This is a genomic window from Cupriavidus gilardii (assembly GCF_008801915.1).
In the GTDB taxonomy this organism is placed as follows: domain Bacteria; phylum Pseudomonadota; class Gammaproteobacteria; order Burkholderiales; family Burkholderiaceae; genus Cupriavidus; species Cupriavidus gilardii.
Window position 1 is genome coordinate 13,427 of sequence record NZ_VZOV01000023.1, and the last position, 15,477, is coordinate 28,903.

The window sequence follows — 15,477 nt, forward strand, 5'->3', positions numbered from 1 at the left end:
GCCGATGCGATGGCGATTCAATGCGCGTGCGCATCCATCCGGTCGCGCGTATCGCGTGCCAGCCCCAGCGCAAACGCTGTCTCGGCGACCAGGAACAGGGGCCCGATCAGCAGCCCCACGAGGTCATCGACGAAGGCCGGCTTGCGCCCTTCGTAATAGTGGCCGATGAACTGGATGACCCAGCCGAGCACGAACAGCCCGATGCCGATCGCCAGCCAGGCGGCCGTCGACAGCTGGCCCAGCAGATGGCCGGCGTAGACGAACAGCGCGAGGATCAGCGTCATCGCGATGCCGAAGCCGGCCGACAGCCGCAGATAGAACAGGCACGACAGCAGGTAGACCACGATGGCGGGCGTCAGTACCGCGGCACCGTCGCCGAGCGGCATCTGTGGCCGCGCCAGCAGCGTCGTGACGGCCAGCACGATCATCGGGATGCCGACGAAGTGCGTCGCCACGTTGCGGCGGTCGCGGTGATAGGCGGCGTATTGGGAGAGATGGTCGACCAGCGTTTTCATGGCGTCTCCTGCTGTCTGCGAACATGGCGAACGGCATGCCGCGGCGCGTAGCGAGCGCGTTACGGCCAGGCACGATCGATTTATAGTAATGGCCACGCCAGACGCGGTCTGTCCGAATTTTGACAGTCCGGCTTTCGCCCCCTGGCCCCACCGACGCAGCGCGGCCTCGGCTCGCACGTTGCGCTGCGTCGCGATGACGATGGAGACCACCATGGGCGTCCCGCCCCTCGCCTGCCCCACGCGCGCTCCCGCCGACGCCGCCGAAGGCGTCGATGCGCTCTCCCCGCTGCGCAGCGGAAGCTGGTTTCGCGGCCTGCCCGCGGACATGCGCGCGGCCCTGCTCGAGGCCGGCACGATACGCCGGCTCGAACCGGGCGAGGTCCTGTTCCAGCGCGGCGATCCGTTCGACGGGCTGTACGCGGTGATCGCCGGCGCGGTGCTGGTGCATGCGCACGATGCCGACGGCAAGGCCGCGCTGCTGGGTCTGCTCGAAGCGGGCGCATGGTTCGGCGAGATCTGCCTGTTCGACGGGCTGCTGCGCACGCATGACGCCCGCGCAGCGACGCGTGCGGCGGTCTGGCACGTGCCGCGCGCCCGGCTCGACGCCATGCTCGCCGCGCAGCCGTCGTGGTGGCGCGAGTTCGGCAAGCTGCTGGCCGGCAAGACGCGCGAGGCGTTCCGCTATGTCGAGGAGGCCCAGCTGCTGCCGCCGCTGGCGCGCACCGCGCGGCGGCTGGCGGCCATCGCGCGCTCCTACGGCGACACGCCCGCCGCCGCGCCAGATCGCACGCGGCAATCCCACCGCTCGATCCATCTGCCGCAGGAGCAGCTGGCGCAGATGCTCGGCCTGTCCCGGCAGACCGTCAATCATGCGCTGCGCGAACTGGAGGCACGCGGCCTGCTGAGGCTGCGCTATGCCGATATCGAACTGCTCGACCTGTCGACCCTGGAGACCTTGACGTGACCACACCGGTGAACCCGTCCGGCCAACCGGCCCTGGATGCCGCTCGGCTCGACGCCTATCTGCATCGCATCGGCCTGCAAGAACGCCCTGCGCCCAGCCGCGAGGCGCTCGACGCGATCGTCGCCGCGCATCTGCGGCGCATCCCCTTCGAGAATGTCGACGTGCTGCTCGGACGTCCGATCGATATCGCGCTCGACGCGGTCTTCGACAAGCTGGTGACGCGCGAACGCGGCGGCTACTGCTTCGAGCACAACACGCTGCTGGCCGCCGCGCTGACCGCCCTCGACTTCGAGGTCGTGCCGCTGGCCGCGCGCGTGCGCTACGGCGTCGACGAAGGCGTGCCGACGCCGCGGTCGCATCTGCTGCTGCGCGTGCGCGTCGGCCATCGCGACTACATCGCCGATGTCGGTTTCGGCGGCCCCAATCCGCCGTGCGCGCTGCCGCTGTCCGAACCGGCGCCCGAGGGGCTGCCGTACCGGCTGGTCGGCGCGCCGCCCGGCGCGGCATCGAGCGGCGCCTTTCATCTGCTCGATCTCGAACTGGCCACCGCCGACGGCTGGGCCAAGCTCTATCGCTTCGACCTGTCGCCGCAGGCCTGGATCGATTACGCGGCGCGCAACTGGTATGTCTGCACCCATCCGGACAGCGTGTTCCTGCATCGCCTGATGGCGGCGCGCACCGACGGCCAGGTCCGCCTGACGATGACCAACGGCGAGCTGACCGAGCGCGATGCCGATGGCGCCAGCCGCCACGTGCCGCTGGAAACGCCAGCGGAGATCGTCGCCACGCTGCGCGAACGGATCGGCGTGCGGCTCGACGACGAGACGGCGGCCGGCTTGCGGGAATGGCTGGCGCGGCGCGCCTGAGGCACGGGGGCGCGCACCGCGCACCGTGCAGCGCTCACCATGGACCATGCACGCCGTGAATCCCCCGCAGAAAGAATGCTGATAAGGGCCGAACAACGTGCGCCGGCCTGTGGACGCGGCCCGACCCACCGACCATAATGTGCCGATCGCCGCCGCCCTGGCATCGCGGGCGCGGCGCCACACCAACATCAGAATCCACCGGAAAACGGGATCGGTAGAGGAGACACCCCATGTCATTGTTCGATCTGAGCGGCAAGGTCGCCATCGTCACCGGCTCCTCGCGCGGCATCGGCCGTGCGATCGCCGAGCAGATGGCGGTCCAGGGCGCCAAGGTGGTCATTTCGTCGCGCAAGGCCGAGGCCTGCCAGGAAGTCGTCGACGCCATCAACGCGAAGCACGGCGACGGCACCGCGATCGCCGTGCCGGCCAACATCTCGTCAAAGAGCGATCTGCAGCACCTGGTCGACGAGACCAATCGCGTGTTCGGCAAGATCGACGTGCTGGTCTGCAATGCCGCGTCCAACCCCTACTACGGCCCGATGGGCGGCGTCACCGACGAGCAGTTCCGCAAGGTGCTCGACAACAACGTGATCTCGAACCACTGGCTGATCCAGATGGTCGCGCCGCAGATGATCGACCGCAAGGACGGCTCGATCATCATCGTGTCGTCGATCGGCGGCCTGCGCGGCTCGCCGACCATCGGCGTCTACAACATCTCGAAGGCCGCGGATTTCCAGCTCGCGCGCAATCTCGCGGTCGAATTCGGCCCGCACAACGTGCGCGTCAACTGCATCGCGCCGGGCCTGATCAAGACCGACTTTGCCCGCGCGCTGTGGGAAGACCCGGTGCGCTACAAGCAGTCCACCGAGAATGCCCCGCTGCGCCGCATCGGCGAACCGATCGAGATCGCCGGCGCGGCGGTCTACCTGGCCTCGAGCGCCAGTTCCTTCATGACCGGCCAGGCGCTGGTGGTCGACGGCGGCGTGACGATCTGAGCGGCGCCCCGCTCGCCGTCCGATGGCAACGCCGACCCTTGGCTCGCAGGGCAGTGCCGACGGCAGTTCGCCGGCCTGGCCGGCCATCTCGCTGGCCGAAGCCCATGCCCGCCTGACCGCTGCGGGCGCACCGTTCGAAACCGAGGTGCGCGAGATCCGCGGCATTCCGACCACGGTGTGGAAGCACGCGCCGCCGACGCTGCGCGACCTGTTCCTGCAGGCCCGCGCGCGAGGCGAGCGCACCTTCGTCGTCTACGAGGACCAGCGCGTCTCCTATGCGGGCTTCGCGCGCGCGGCGCTGGCGATCGCGCATGCGTTGATCGAGGACGGCGTGCGCCCCGGCGATCGCGTCGCCGTGGCGATGCGCAACCTGCCCGAATGGCCGGCCGCGTTCTACGGCGCGCTGCTGACCGGCGCCATCGCGACACCGCTGAACGCCTGGTGGACCGGCCCCGAGCTGCAATACGGCTTGAGCGATTCCGGCTGCAAGGCCGCGATCGTCGACCACGAGCGGCTCGAGCGGCTGCGCCCCCATCTGGCCGACTGCCCCGCGCTGGTGCGCATCCATGTCTGCCGTGGCGGCGGCGATGCCGGCGATGGCGCCATTGCCGTGGTTGGCGACCCGCGTGTGGTGCCGCTGGAGCGGACCACCGGCGACGTGATGGCCTGGGACCGGCTGCCCGAGCTGCCGTTGCCGGACGTGGCGATCGACCCCGACGACGATGCGACGCTGTTCTATACCTCCGGCACCACCGGCAAGCCCAAGGGCGCCATCGGCACGCACCGCAATGCGACCACGGTGGCCTTCTGCGGCGGCTTCGGCCCGGCACGCAATTTCCTGCGCCGCGGACAGCCGATTCCCGAACCCGACCCGCTGGCACCGCAGAAGTCGACGCTGCTGTCGGTGCCCTTTTTCCATGTGACCGGCTGCATGTCGGTGCTGAACGGCGCGCTGCACGCCGGCAGCAAGATCGTGCTGATGCGCCGCTGGGACGCGCTGCGGGCGATGGCGCTGATCGAGCGCGAGCGCTGCACGGTGGCCGGCGGCGTGCCCACCATCGCCTGGCAACTGGTCGAGCATCCCGAGCGCGAGCGCTTCGACCTGTCCTCGCTGGAGAACGTCAACTACGGCGGCGCGCCGGCTTCGCCCGAGCTGGTCCGCCGTATCGTCGAGGTGTTCCCGAAGTCGATGCCGGGCATCGGCTGGGGCATGACCGAGACGTCGGCCACCTTCACCAGCCACAACGCCGAGGAATATCTGCATCGGCCCGACAGCAGCGGCCCCGCGCTGCCGATCGGCGAGATGAAGGTCGTCGATGGCCGCGGCCGCGCGCTGCCGCCCGGCGAGGTGGGCGAGTTGATGGTGCGCGGCGCCAATGTCGTGCGCGGCTACTGGAACAAGCCCGAGGCCACCGCCAGCACCTTCGTCGACGGCTGGCTGCGCACCGGCGACATCGCGCGGCTGGACGAGGAAGGCTTTCTCTATATCGTCGACCGTGCCAAGGACATGCTGATCCGCGGCGGCGAGAACATCTATTGCATCGAGGTCGAGAGCGCGCTGTACGCGCATCCGGCGGTGATGGACGCGGCCCTGGTCGGCATTCCGCACCGCACGCTGGGCGAGGAGCCGGGCGCGGTGGTCGGCGTCAAGCCGGGCGCCAGCGTCACCGAGGCCGAGCTGCAGGCCTTCGTCGCGCAGCGGCTGGCGGCGTTCAAGGTGCCGGTCCGCGTGATCGTGCGCAACGAGACGCTGCCGCGCAATGCCAACGGCAAGATCCTGAAGTCGGAGCTGCGCAAGCTGTTCGACAATGGCGCGGCCGTGTAGCCGCGCGCAACGCGCCCCATCACGACCACCGGGAGCCCCGATCTTGGCCACTGCCGCTTCGCCAATCCGCGCCGCCTGGCGCGGCACGCTGTCCTTGTTCGTTGTCGCCGCCGCGCTGGCGGGTGCCGCCGGTTGCGCCAGCCAGGCGCCCATCAGCCGGGCCGGCCACGTGCCGGAACTGCGGCCGGGCGTCCTGGCCGGCTATCTGCAGGCGGACCAGCGTCCCGACAGCCTGCGGCTGGTGCCGCCACCGCCTGCGTCCGGCTCCGAGGCATTCGCCGCGGACGAGGAAGCCGCACGCGCGAACCTGGCCAGGGCCGGCAGCCCACGCTGGCAAGTGGCCGTGGAAGACGCCAACCTGAAATTCCCGCAGGCGGCCGAGACCTTCTCCTGCGCATTGGGCGTGCCGATCAACGAGCGCGATACCCCGCAGCTCTACATGCTGCTGCGGCGCAGCCTGGTCGATGCCGGCCTGTCGACCTATCGCGCCAAGGACCACTACCGGCGCCAGCGCCCCTTCCTCGTCAACCATCTGCCGACCTGCACCCCGGACGAGGCCGCCAGGCTGTCCAGGGACGGCTCCTACCCGTCCGGCCACAACGCGGCGGGCTGGGCCTGGGCGCTGATCCTGACCGAGGTCGACCCCGAGCGCGCCGACGCGATCCTGGCGCGCGGACTCGCCTACGGCCAGAGCCGCCTGGCCTGCAACGTGCACTGGCAGAGCGATGCGAACCAGGGCCGCGTCATGGGCGCGGCGACGGTCGCGCGCCTGCATGCCGATCCGACTTTCCGCGCCGACCTCGCCGCGGCCCGCACCGAGGTGGCGGCCGCGCGCGCCAAGGGCTTGAAGCCGGCGCGCGACTGCGCGGCCGAACGCGCTGCGCTCGGTCAGTAATGCCGCGCGCGCGTCAGCGCAGCGGGATCGGCGTGGCGGCCTCCACCGGCACCGCCGTCACGCTGTTCTTCGGACTGCCCGACACGATGCGGTCCGAATAGGTCAGGTAGACCAGCGTGTTGCGCTTGCGGTCGACCACGCGGACCACATGCAGCGTCTTGAACAGGATCGACATGCGTTCGGAGAACACGTTGTCCTGCTGGCGCAGCGGCCCCTTGAAGCCGATCTTGCCGACCTGGCGGCAGGCGATCGACGCCTCGGCCGGGTCCTCGGCCATGCCCAGCGAGCCCTTGATGCCGCCGGTGCGGGCGCGCGAGACGTAGCAGGTGATGCCATCGACTTCGGGATCGTCGTAGGCCTCGATCACGACGCGATCGGAACCTGTCACGCGGAAATGCGTGTTGACGCTGCCGATCTCTTCGGCATGCGCGGGCGCGACCGAGACAAACGCCAGCGCACCGACCAGCGCGGCAACCAGCGATGCCGCCGAACATGCGGTCATCGGACGACGGGATGCACGCGCCATGATCAGCTCACCGCGCCCTGGATCTGGTCGTGCCGGCGCTCCATCTCCTGGCGCAGCTGGCGGCGCAGTTGTGCGGCGGCGAAGCGCTGGCGCTCGACCTCGTCGCGCGGCACCAGCGTCGGCACCTCGGCCGGCTTGCCGTCGTCGTCGACCGCGACCATCGTGAAATAGCAGCTGTTGGTATGGCGCACGAGCTTGCTGCGGATGTTCTCGGTGATGACCTTGATGCCGATCTCCATCGAGCTGCGGCCGGTGTAGTTGACCGCGGCGAGGAAGGTCACCAGTTCGCCGACATGGATCGGCTGGCGGAACACCACCTGATCGACCGACAGCGTGACGACATAGCGGCCCGCGTAACGGCTGGCGCAGGCATAGGCGACCATGTCCAGATATTTGAGGATGGTGCCGCCGTGGACATTGCCGGAGAAATTGGCCATGTCCGGCGTCATCAGCACGGTCATCGACAGTTGATGCGAGAGGTCGTTCATCGGGAGCGGCGCGAGGAATCGGCGCGGGTGGGTTGAGAATGCGATGGAATCCGGCGGTGGCGCAATGCGCTTGCAGGATGCGAGTGTAGCGCGGCGCGGCGACGGCGGCGCCAAATGAAAAAAGCGGCCCACATGGGCCGCTCTCCCGGTTGGCATCCGCTGGATGCCCGCTCTTACTTCTTCTTGTTCACAGCGTCCTTGAAACCCTGGCCGGCAGAGAACTTGACCGTCTTGGCGGCCGGAATCTTGATCGTTTCGCCGGTGCGCGGGTTGCGGCCGGTGCGGGCGGCGCGCTTGCCGGCGCCGAAGCTGCCGAAGCCCACCAGCGTGACCGAATCTCCCTTGGCAACCGCCTTCTTGATGTTTTCCAGCGCGGCGTTCAGGGCGCGCTCCGCTGCAGCGTTGCTCAGTTCCGCGTCTGCGGCGATGGCAGACACCAGTTCACCTTTATTCATGGCTGTATCCCTTGTTGGTCGTCGTCACCGGTGACCAGCCTGAGCCGTTTCACCGACCGGCGCAGTCTAATCCGCCGCTTGCGCATTGGGCAATCCCCAGTCGCACCGACGCAACGAAAATGCCGGAAATCCTTCCGTCAAGCGGCTTTCGGGGAGATTTACCCCCTCAATTCCGCGCTTTGGCGCGGCGCCGACAGCGGGTTATCCCCAACCCGCGGGGCGACCGGCAAACGGCCGACGGCGGGACCCGCCTGCCCTCTTCTACTCGGCGGCGGCTACCGCGGCCGATCGGCGGCCGAGCATCCGCATCAGCACCGCCCCGATGCCGCCGATGGCCATCACCACGCCCAGCGGCAACGCGGTGCCGTCGTGCCACAGGCTGACCGCGGTGCCGGCCAGCGTGCCCATGCCGAATTGCAGCGTGCCCATCAGCGCCGACGCGGTGCCGGCGCGGTGGCCCTGATGCGCGAGCGACAGCGCCGATGCGTTGGGCATGATGCAGCCCAGCGCTGCCACGTAGACGAAGAATCCGATCAGCAGCACCGGCAGCGTCGCCACGCCGGCGAGATTGGCCAGAGCCAGCAGCAGGCCCGCTGCGCACGGCGCGGCCAGCGCGAGCCGCAGCACGCGATCGAGCGAACGGCCGCGCACCAGTGCGGCATTGAGCTGCGACATCGCGATCAGGCCGAAGGCATTGGCCCCGAACACGAAGCCATAGTGGGAAGGATCGATGCCGTGCAATTCGATCAGCACGAAGGGCGAGCCGGCGATATAGGCAAACATGCCCGATTGCGCAAAGCCGGCGCACAGCGAATAGCCAAGGAATTCCCGGTCGCGCAGCAGCGCGCCGTAGTTGCGGAAGACCTCGCCCAGGCGCAGCGGGATCGCGCGTCGCGGATCGAGCGATTCTTCCAGCCGGAAATGCACCAGCAGCAGGATCATCGCGCCGACCGCGGCCATCACCCAGAAGATCGCGCGCCAGCCGAGCGCGGTCAGGATCGCGCCGCCGAGGATTGGCGCCAGGATCGGCGCGAGACCCATCACCAGCATCAGCGACGAGAACGCGCGCGCGGACTCGTGCGCCTCGAGCCGGTCGCGCACCATCGCACGCGCCATCACCATGCCGGCGCAGCCGCCGGCGGCCTGCACGAAGCGCCAGGCCATCAGCGCCTGCGCGTCGCCCGCCAGCGCGCAGGCGACCGAGGCCAACACATAGAGGCTGAGCCCAACGTACAGCGGAGCCTTGCGTCCGAAGCGGTCGCTGACCGGACCGTAGAACGACTGCCCGATTGCCAGGCCGACCAGGAAGGTGCCAAGGGTCAGTTGCACGCTGCCGATATCGACGCCGAGATCGGCGGCCAACGTCGGGAACGCCGGAAGGTACATGTCGATCGACAGCGGCGCCAGCGCGGTCAGCGATGCGCAGATCAGCAGCCAGAGCGGGAAGCGCGGCGTCGTGGCCGCGCGGGAGGATTGGGTCATTGCAAAGGGGAAGATGTCGTCCGCGCCGGCATGCGACAGAGCAGCGAACAGCCGCGCGGCAAGGCACTGACGGACGAGGGAAACGACGTCAAGCGAAAGGCGCAATTGTTGCACACCGTGATGTATCGCGCGCCGGCGGGTTCCGCCTCAGGGGGCCGGCAGGTACAATGCACCCGGTCGACACACTGCCGGTCCATCTTCATCGCCGGTCTCGATCGCGGGACTTCAGCGCAGCCCCAGCCCCGTGCCGTTCCAGGCGTTCTTTCCCTGCATGCGAACCAAATCGAACCACACGACTGCATCGATCGCCCGAGGAATGTCGGCCTCCATCGGGATCGCTACCGCCACCGGATTGCTGTGGGCCTCGCCGGCCTGCGCGGCGCCGGTCACGGCGCGTACCATCGCGGCGCATCCGGCCGCGAGCGCGGCCGTGGTCGTCGATGAAGCCGATTCGCTGACCCGCATGCTGCGCGGCGCGGCCACCGGCCAGAACACCGGCGCGGCCGGCGTCCCCGAATTCCTGCGCAGCTCGCGCCGGCCCGACACGGTGCTGGCGCGCGCCTGCCGGCAGCTCAACGATGCGCTGCCGATCGAGATCGACAAGGAAACGCGTCTGCGCCGCTGCCAGGCGGTGCCCGGCAAACACATCCTGTTCCAGCTGGAATTGACCAACTACAGCGGGCCGATGCTCGATCTGGCCAGCTTCGAGGTCAGCTATGCCGCGCCGCTACAGCGCAATATCTGCGCGAACCGCGACGTCGAGATCCTGACCAAGCTGGGCGTCAGCATGATGTTCCGCTACATGACACGCAAGGCCCGCGGCGAACGCCGCGTCGGCGACGTCTATATCAACGGGCCGATCTGCACGGCGGCGTTGCGCTGAGACGATTCGTCCCGCGCTGGCACTTCCCGCGCTGACACTGTTTCGGCCTGGGGTGTTCTCCCTCCCCCCCTTCAGGGGGAGAGGGCTGGGGAGAGTGCTGGGGAGAGGGATGGTTTCAAGCGCGATCGCATCACGCATCACCATCGCCCTTGCCTTCCCCAACCCCTCTCCCGCAAGCGGAGAGGGGAATCATCGGCAAACGTGAATCACCGATCTTTCAAGCCGCCGCGCTGCCCCGCGGGCGCAGGGGCACGACGTTGGCCGCGCGGCGCAGCAGCGCGCGCGTGGCCTTCCAGCCGTCGTCGGCCAGCGGCGACGACCAGACCGCCTCGTGCAGGCGCGACAGCGCCAGTGGATCGTTCAGCAGCAGCAGCTTCTGCCTGGCGCTCAGATTGTCCGGTCCATTGGTCAGCGCCTGCTGCACCAGCACCGCATGCTGGCGCTGCGTGGCCGCGGGCTGCACCACGCGCGCGGTCGCGGTCGCGCACATCAGCGCATTGGTGACCGGATCGACCACCGCGTCGACGAAGCCCGGCGTGTCGCCGGCCTCCGCCACATGGCGCTGCGTGTCGACGATCTCGCGCGGCGGCTCGGCCTCCTCGGGAATCACGAACAGGCCGGCACGGCGCGTGGCACGGCCGAGGCTGACGCGCGAGAGCCAGACCGACAGCGGGATCGACAGCGCCAGCGCGCCGACGATCGGCAGCAGCCACCAGACGAAGCCCGGATCGAGCCAGTACACCAGCGCGCCCCACCCCAGACCCAGCACCGTGTGCCAGCCGTGGCGGCGCACCGCCTCGCCCCAGGTCGTCTCGGCGTCCTCGCGCGGCGGCGACTTCCACGAAATGCCCCAGCCGATATAGGCGGCCAGCACGAACTGCGTATGGAACAGCATCCGCACCGGCGCCAGCAACGCCGAGATCACGACCTCGATCAGCATCGACAGCATCAGCCGCAGCGCCCCGCCATAGCGGCGCGCCTGCTTCATCAGCAGCACCACGCCGAACAGCTTGGGCAGGAACAGCAGCGTCGCGGTCGCCGAGAACAGCGCCAGCGCCTTCTCCGGATGCCACTCGGGCCAGTTCGGATAGAACTGATACGGCTGCGAGAAGTATTCGGGCGGCACCAGCGCATGCTTGGCCAGCATCGCGGTCGACAGCAGCAGGAACAGGAACCACAGCGGCGCCGACAGATAGGCCATCACGCCGGTCAGGAACACCGCGCGGTGCACGGCGTGGAAGCCCTGCTTCATCCACAGCCGGAAGTTCATCAGATTGCCCTGGCACCAGCGGCGGTCGCGCTTGACCTCGTCGAGCAGGTTGGGCGGCAATTCCTCGAACGAGCCCGGCAGATCGTAGGCGATCCACACGCCCCAGCCGGCGCGGCGCATCAGCGCGGCCTCGACGAAATCGTGCGACAGGATCTCGCCGGCCAGCGGACCCTTGCCGGGCAGCGGCGCCAGCGCGCAATGCTCCATGAAGGGCTTGATGCGGATGATCGCGTTGTGGCCCCAGTAGTGCGATTCGCCCAGCTGCCAGTAATGCAGGCCGGCGGTGAACAGCGGCCCGTAGACGCGCGTGGCGAACTGCTGCACGCGCGCGTACATCGTCTCGCGGCCGGTCGCCAGCGGCGCGGTCTGGATGATGCCGGCGCCCGGGTTGGCCTCCATCAGCCGCACCAGCGTGGCCAGGCAATCGCCGCTCATCACGCTGTCGGCGTCGAGCACGACCATGTAGCGGTACTTGCTGCCCCAGCGGCGGCAGAAGTCGGCGACGTTGCCGGTCTTGCGCTTGACGCGATGGCGGCGCCAGCGATAGAAGATGCGGCCGAAGCCGTTGACGGCGCGGCAGGTCTCCATCCATGCATCGGTTTCCGCGGTGCGCAGATCGGGATTGCCGCTGTCGGACAGCACGAAGAAATCGAAGTGGGCCAGCTCGCCGGTGCGCTCCAGCGATTCGTAGGTCGCGCGCAGTCCGGCGAAGACGCGGGTCACGTCCTCGTTGCAGATCGGCATGATCACCGCGGTGCGGGCCTCGTCCGCGATCGGCGCGTTGCCGCTCGCGGAGCGCGAGATCAGATGGCGGTCCCCCCCCTTGGCCAGCACCAGGAAGCCCATCATCGCGGTCCAGAAGCCGGCCGAGACCCACGAGAACAGCACGGTGAACAGGCCCAGCGTGATCATCTCGAGGGTGTCGTTGCCCTTGTACGGCAGCACCGTCGACATGAAGTACGTCGCCATCATCGTCTGCACGATCACCAGGAACAGCAGCACCCAGCGGCGGTGCGCGCCGGCCGGATGCCACTTGCCCTCGGCATCGGGACCGTCGTGCAACGTATCCCATGTCTCGGGAACGGGCGGCTTGCCGAGCAGCCTGCGCACGCCGTTGCGAACGAAGGCCGCGACCAGGTGCGGCGGCCACGGCCGCGGCACCATCGACGCGCGTTTGGGCTCGGGGCCGGTGGCCACATGGACGGTGCCGTCGGCGCGCCGCTCGATCAGCGGTTCGCCGCCGATCTTCGGCTCGCCATAGGCCAGTTGCAGGCGCCGCTCGATCGAGCCGTAGGCCGCGCCCGCGGGCGAAGCCGCGCCGTCGCCGTTGGCCAGCGCCTTCTGCAGCGAACGCACGCCGGGATCGTCGCCGGTGGCATCGCCCTTGATGACGATGCCTTCATGCAGCGCGGTATCGGCGAGCAGGTCGCGGCGCTGTTCCGGCGATACCGGCAGGCGGTCGACATAGCGCTCGCACGCCGCCGCGGCCGAGCGCTGCTTTAGCCTGGGGGTAAGATGTAGCTCCATGTCTCTGACAGGGTTGTGTTGCCGTTGCGAAGATAGCCGCGCAACTCGACCGGCTTGTTCTCGTCCTTGCGGCGCAGGAACATCGTCATGCGCCAGCCACCGGTGGCCTCGTTGCGCTGCGTCGTCGTGCGCAGCAGTTCGGCGTTGCCATCGGCCGATACCACCGCATCCAGATGCGCGGCGGGATCGAGCTTCTTGAAGACGGGGCCTTCGAAGTCCACCAGCAGCGAGAAGCTGTTGTCTTCCTTGTTGCGGGTCAGCCCCTGCCCGCGGCGGGTCTGCGTGACCCACGACAGCGGCGGCATGCGCTCGCGATCCTTCTGCCACAGCAGCCGGTATTCGAGATCGAACGGCTGCTTCGGCTTGGGCGGATTGTCGGGGACCCAGTAGGCCACGATGTTGTCGTTGGTCTCGTCCGGCGTCGGGATCATCACCAGCTCGACGCGGCCCGAACCCCAGTTGCCCCGCGGTTCGACCCAGCCGCTCGGCCGGCGTTCATACCATTCGCCGATTTCCTGGTAGCTCGAGAACGAGCGGTCGCGCTGCATCAGGCCGAAGCCCTGCGGATTGGTCGCCGAGAACGAGGTCACCAGCAGGCGTTTCGGATTGACCAGCGGACGCCAGATCCATTCGCCGGTACCCAGCTGGATCGACAGGCCGTCGGAGTCGTGCACCTCGGGACGGAACTCCGGCGCGGCCGGCGGCTGGTTCTCGCCGAACAGATACATGCTGGTCAGCGGTGCCAGCCCCAGCTTGGTGACGTTCTCGCGCAGATAGAGGCGCGCCTTGACCTCGGTCTCGGTATCGGTGCCCGGCTTGATGACGAAGCGATAGGCGCCGCTCATGCGGCGCGAATCCATCAGCGCATAGATCACCAGCTGCTTGTCCCCGGGTGCGGGACGCTCGATCCAGTACTCGACGAAGCGCGGAAACTCCTCGCCCGACGCGAGCGCGGTGTCGACGGCCAGGCCGCGCGCCGACAGGCCGTACCACTGGTCCTTGCCGACGCCGCGGAAATAGCTCGCGCCGACGAAGGACACCACCTCGTCCTTGTGCTTGCCGTTGACCGGATGCAGCACGCGAAAGCCCGCAAAGCCCAGGCCCTTGAGCATCTCGGGGTCGAACTTGTGCGAGCCGTAGTTGAAGTCGGCCGGATTGAAGCGCATCTCGCGCACGCGGTTGCCGGTGACCTCGTTGATCTTGACGGGCTGGTCGAACACCATGCCCTCGTGGAAGAACGACAGCTCGAACGGCAGCCTGGTATTGCGCCAGACGAAACGTTCGGGCTTGTACTGGATCTCGCGATAGCGCGGATACGACAGCTCGCGCAGCTCGGTCGGCAGATGGGCCTTGGGCGCCTTGTACGGGGAATTGGCCAGCTGGCGCGCGCGCGCCGCCACGGTATCGAAGCTGAACGCATGCGCCGCCATCGCGAAGCAGGCCAGCGCACCGGCACACAGCCAGCGTCCCAGTCGCAGGCCGTCGAAGCGCGTCGGCGACATCGGCCGGCGCGAACGGGCGGAAAGCGGCGGAGAAATGGCGGAGTCGATCATGAATGCCGTCATCAAAGGCGGTAGTCGGTAATGCAATTGGTTATTCGGGAAGCCGCGGACAGTGGCGCGGAAACTCGTCGATGGCCAGGCCGGATGACCGGTGCCTGAGCCGCCCCGTGACGGACTATGCCGGGGGCTGTGACTTGGGTGACGCTTGGAAGGTATTGGATTTGCTGCAATGCGGGACAAAACCTTAACAAATTTGCCTACCAAAAGTCACGTTTCGATCACGCAACGGTTGCAACAATTTGAAACGATTGTTGATTATTCGTCTCTTGACTGCTCAACGTCGGGTATCCTCCTTATGACTCGAATGACGCCGGCATTGCACCGCAACAAACCGGCCGCCAGGCGGCGCACGCAAACGCCCTTCCGCCCCTGTCGTCCTGCGCACAGGAGCAGCGAATCGGTGACGGGATCGGATGCGCGCCGGACGGCACGCGGGTCGGTTGCGGATGCGGCCGTGGCTTCCGGCGGGAGGCCGGCACGCGAACGGGCCGCAGCGGGCGCGACGATTGAAACTAGGCCCGTGCCCTTGCCGCGTCAATCAGGCGCTGTCCGACAAAACGGTGCATTGGTGGGCCGGGACACGCACGCCGCCGTCCCGCCGCCTCGGCCGGTGCCCGCGCGCACTACAATCGACCGATCCGCCCGATGGCGACCCGATGTGCGATGGGTCTTGCCCGCGCCGCCCCCGCCGCCTCGCCTGCTCAGATGATCTCGCCCACCAAGGGGATGCCGATGCCGCATGCAGCGCCCGCCCGTCTGCCGCTGCCGCCGGAGCTTGCGCCACTGGTATTCGCGCTGGCCCTGGGCGCGCCGTCGCCGGCACGGGCTTACGTCGACCACTATCTGACCAGCACGATCGCCGGCACGATGACGCAGAGCGAGGCGCGCGCCTTCGCTTCCGCGGTCAACCGCGCCCTGACCGCGACCGAGGACGGCACCGCGGTGTCGTGGCGCACCCAGGCGACGCCGCGGCGCCCGGCCACCTACGCCCGGATCACGCCGCTGCAGAGCAAGACCGACCGCGGCCAGCCCTGCCGCCAGATCCGCAGCGAACTGAAGCGGTCCAGCAACGAGGAAAGCTGGACGGGCTGGTTCTGCAAGCAGCCCGATGGCCGCTGGCGGGCACGTGCCGTCGAGGACGAATAACGAAGGAAACAGCGGGGATGGAAGCAGCCGGCAATGACCTTGCCGGCTCCAGGGGAAGGCCGCTCAGCGGCGAGCGCG

14 protein-coding genes are annotated in these 15,477 nt (G+C 68.5%); 7 read left to right on the forward strand and 7 right to left on the reverse strand.

All coding sequences use genetic code 11. The features are described from left to right. Positions 1–17 precede the first annotated feature (17 nt). Positions 18–515 (reverse strand): Mpo1 family 2-hydroxy fatty acid dioxygenase, encoded by a 498-nt coding sequence (locus F7Q96_RS21470; protein ID WP_053823719.1) that lies wholly within the window; start codon positions 513–515, stop codon positions 18–20. 211 nt (positions 516–726) lie between these two features. On the opposite strand from F7Q96_RS21470, the gene F7Q96_RS21475 reads away from it, so the two are divergent. From F7Q96_RS21475 to F7Q96_RS21495, 5 genes are all read left to right on the forward strand, one after another. Continuing rightward, entirely contained in the window at positions 727–1,479 is a 753-nt protein-coding gene (locus F7Q96_RS21475; RefSeq protein ID WP_082371860.1) for a Crp/Fnr family transcriptional regulator, read from the forward strand. After that, complete coding sequence (locus F7Q96_RS21480) at positions 1,476–2,345, forward strand: arylamine N-acetyltransferase family protein (protein WP_226995052.1); 870 nt, start codon at positions 1,476–1,478, stop codon at positions 2,343–2,345. The genes F7Q96_RS21475 and F7Q96_RS21480 overlap by 4 nt, the downstream gene beginning before the upstream one ends. A gap of 230 nt (positions 2,346–2,575) precedes the next feature. Then, a complete protein-coding gene (locus F7Q96_RS21485; RefSeq protein WP_053823718.1) occupies positions 2,576–3,340 on the forward strand; it encodes an SDR family oxidoreductase in 765 nt (254 codons plus the stop codon). A 22-nt stretch (positions 3,341–3,362) separates the two neighbouring features. Beyond that, positions 3,363–5,165 carry a class I adenylate-forming enzyme family protein gene (locus F7Q96_RS21490; RefSeq protein ID WP_053823717.1) on the forward strand — a complete coding sequence of 601 codons (1,803 nt, stop codon included), beginning with the start codon at positions 3,363–3,365 and terminating at the stop codon, positions 5,163–5,165. A gap of 43 nt (positions 5,166–5,208) precedes the next feature. Continuing rightward, positions 5,209–6,060, forward strand: a complete 852-nt coding sequence (locus tag F7Q96_RS21495; RefSeq protein WP_344233023.1) for an acid phosphatase — start codon at positions 5,209–5,211, stop codon at positions 6,058–6,060. Between the two features lie 13 nt (positions 6,061–6,073). Here F7Q96_RS21495 and F7Q96_RS21500 read toward each other — a convergent pair whose 3' ends face one another. From F7Q96_RS21500 to F7Q96_RS21515, 4 genes are all read right to left on the reverse strand, one after another. Next, a complete protein-coding gene (locus F7Q96_RS21500; protein ID WP_053823716.1) occupies positions 6,074–6,562 on the reverse strand; it encodes a CreA family protein in 489 nt (162 codons plus the stop codon). Positions 6,563–6,588: 26 nt separating this feature from the next. Continuing rightward, on the reverse strand, positions 6,589–7,074 hold the full coding sequence (locus F7Q96_RS21505; RefSeq protein ID WP_006577832.1) for an acyl-CoA thioesterase: 486 nt from the start codon (positions 7,072–7,074) through the stop codon (positions 6,589–6,591). Positions 7,075–7,247: 173 nt separating this feature from the next. Next, a complete protein-coding gene (locus F7Q96_RS21510; RefSeq protein WP_006577833.1) occupies positions 7,248–7,529 on the reverse strand; it encodes an HU family DNA-binding protein in 282 nt (93 codons plus the stop codon). A gap of 261 nt (positions 7,530–7,790) precedes the next feature. Next, positions 7,791–9,011 carry a Bcr/CflA family multidrug efflux MFS transporter gene (locus F7Q96_RS21515; protein WP_053823715.1) on the reverse strand — a complete coding sequence of 407 codons (1,221 nt, stop codon included), beginning with the start codon at positions 9,009–9,011 and terminating at the stop codon, positions 7,791–7,793. Between the two features lie 316 nt (positions 9,012–9,327). Between F7Q96_RS21515 and F7Q96_RS21520 the strand changes: the two genes are divergently transcribed. Then, the gene (locus tag F7Q96_RS21520; protein WP_053823714.1) at positions 9,328–9,894 is read left to right on the forward strand and encodes a hypothetical protein; all 567 of its coding nucleotides are present in this window, start codon (positions 9,328–9,330) and stop codon (positions 9,892–9,894) included. A gap of 217 nt (positions 9,895–10,111) precedes the next feature. Here F7Q96_RS21520 and mdoH read toward each other — a convergent pair whose 3' ends face one another. Both mdoH and F7Q96_RS21530 read right to left on the reverse strand, forming a co-directional pair. Further along, the gene (gene mdoH, locus F7Q96_RS21525) at positions 10,112–12,691 is read right to left on the reverse strand and encodes a glucans biosynthesis glucosyltransferase MdoH (protein WP_151023263.1); all 2,580 of its coding nucleotides are present in this window, start codon (positions 12,689–12,691) and stop codon (positions 10,112–10,114) included. After that, positions 12,664–14,193 (reverse strand): glucan biosynthesis protein G, encoded by a 1,530-nt coding sequence (locus F7Q96_RS21530; RefSeq protein WP_269465302.1) that lies wholly within the window; start codon positions 14,191–14,193, stop codon positions 12,664–12,666. The genes mdoH and F7Q96_RS21530 overlap by 28 nt, the downstream gene beginning before the upstream one ends. A 705-nt stretch (positions 14,194–14,898) precedes the next feature. Between F7Q96_RS21530 and F7Q96_RS21535 the strand changes: the two genes are divergently transcribed. Next, on the forward strand, positions 14,899–15,399 hold the full coding sequence (locus F7Q96_RS21535; protein WP_249041700.1) for a hypothetical protein: 501 nt from the start codon (positions 14,899–14,901) through the stop codon (positions 15,397–15,399). Positions 15,400–15,477: the final 78 nt, after the last annotated feature.

What these genes read in the sequence shown, in the direction of transcription:
- mdoH (WP_151023263.1), bottom strand. Translation starts at nt 12,691, where the DNA reads ATGGAGCTACATCTTACCCCCAGGCTAAAGCAGCGCTCGGCCGCGGCG.
- F7Q96_RS21470 (WP_053823719.1), bottom strand. Translation starts at nt 515, where the DNA reads ATGAAAACGCTGGTCGACCATCTCTCCCAATACGCCGCCTATCACCGC.
- F7Q96_RS21500 (WP_053823716.1), bottom strand. Translation starts at nt 6,562, where the DNA reads ATGACCGCATGTTCGGCGGCATCGCTGGTTGCCGCGCTGGTCGGTGCG.
- F7Q96_RS21535 (WP_249041700.1), top strand. Translation starts at nt 14,899, where the DNA reads ATGGCGACCCGATGTGCGATGGGTCTTGCCCGCGCCGCCCCCGCCGCC.
- F7Q96_RS21520 (WP_053823714.1), top strand. Translation starts at nt 9,328, where the DNA reads ATGTCGGCCTCCATCGGGATCGCTACCGCCACCGGATTGCTGTGGGCC.
- F7Q96_RS21515 (WP_053823715.1), bottom strand. Translation starts at nt 9,011, where the DNA reads ATGACCCAATCCTCCCGCGCGGCCACGACGCCGCGCTTCCCGCTCTGG.
- F7Q96_RS21510 (WP_006577833.1), bottom strand. Translation starts at nt 7,529, where the DNA reads ATGAATAAAGGTGAACTGGTGTCTGCCATCGCCGCAGACGCGGAACTG.
- F7Q96_RS21475 (WP_082371860.1), top strand. Translation starts at nt 727, where the DNA reads ATGGGCGTCCCGCCCCTCGCCTGCCCCACGCGCGCTCCCGCCGACGCC.
- F7Q96_RS21505 (WP_006577832.1), bottom strand. Translation starts at nt 7,074, where the DNA reads ATGAACGACCTCTCGCATCAACTGTCGATGACCGTGCTGATGACGCCG.
- F7Q96_RS21530 (WP_269465302.1), bottom strand. Translation starts at nt 14,193, where the DNA reads ATGTCGCCGACGCGCTTCGACGGCCTGCGACTGGGACGCTGGCTGTGT.
- F7Q96_RS21490 (WP_053823717.1), top strand. Translation starts at nt 3,363, where the DNA reads ATGGCAACGCCGACCCTTGGCTCGCAGGGCAGTGCCGACGGCAGTTCG.
- F7Q96_RS21485 (WP_053823718.1), top strand. Translation starts at nt 2,576, where the DNA reads ATGTCATTGTTCGATCTGAGCGGCAAGGTCGCCATCGTCACCGGCTCC.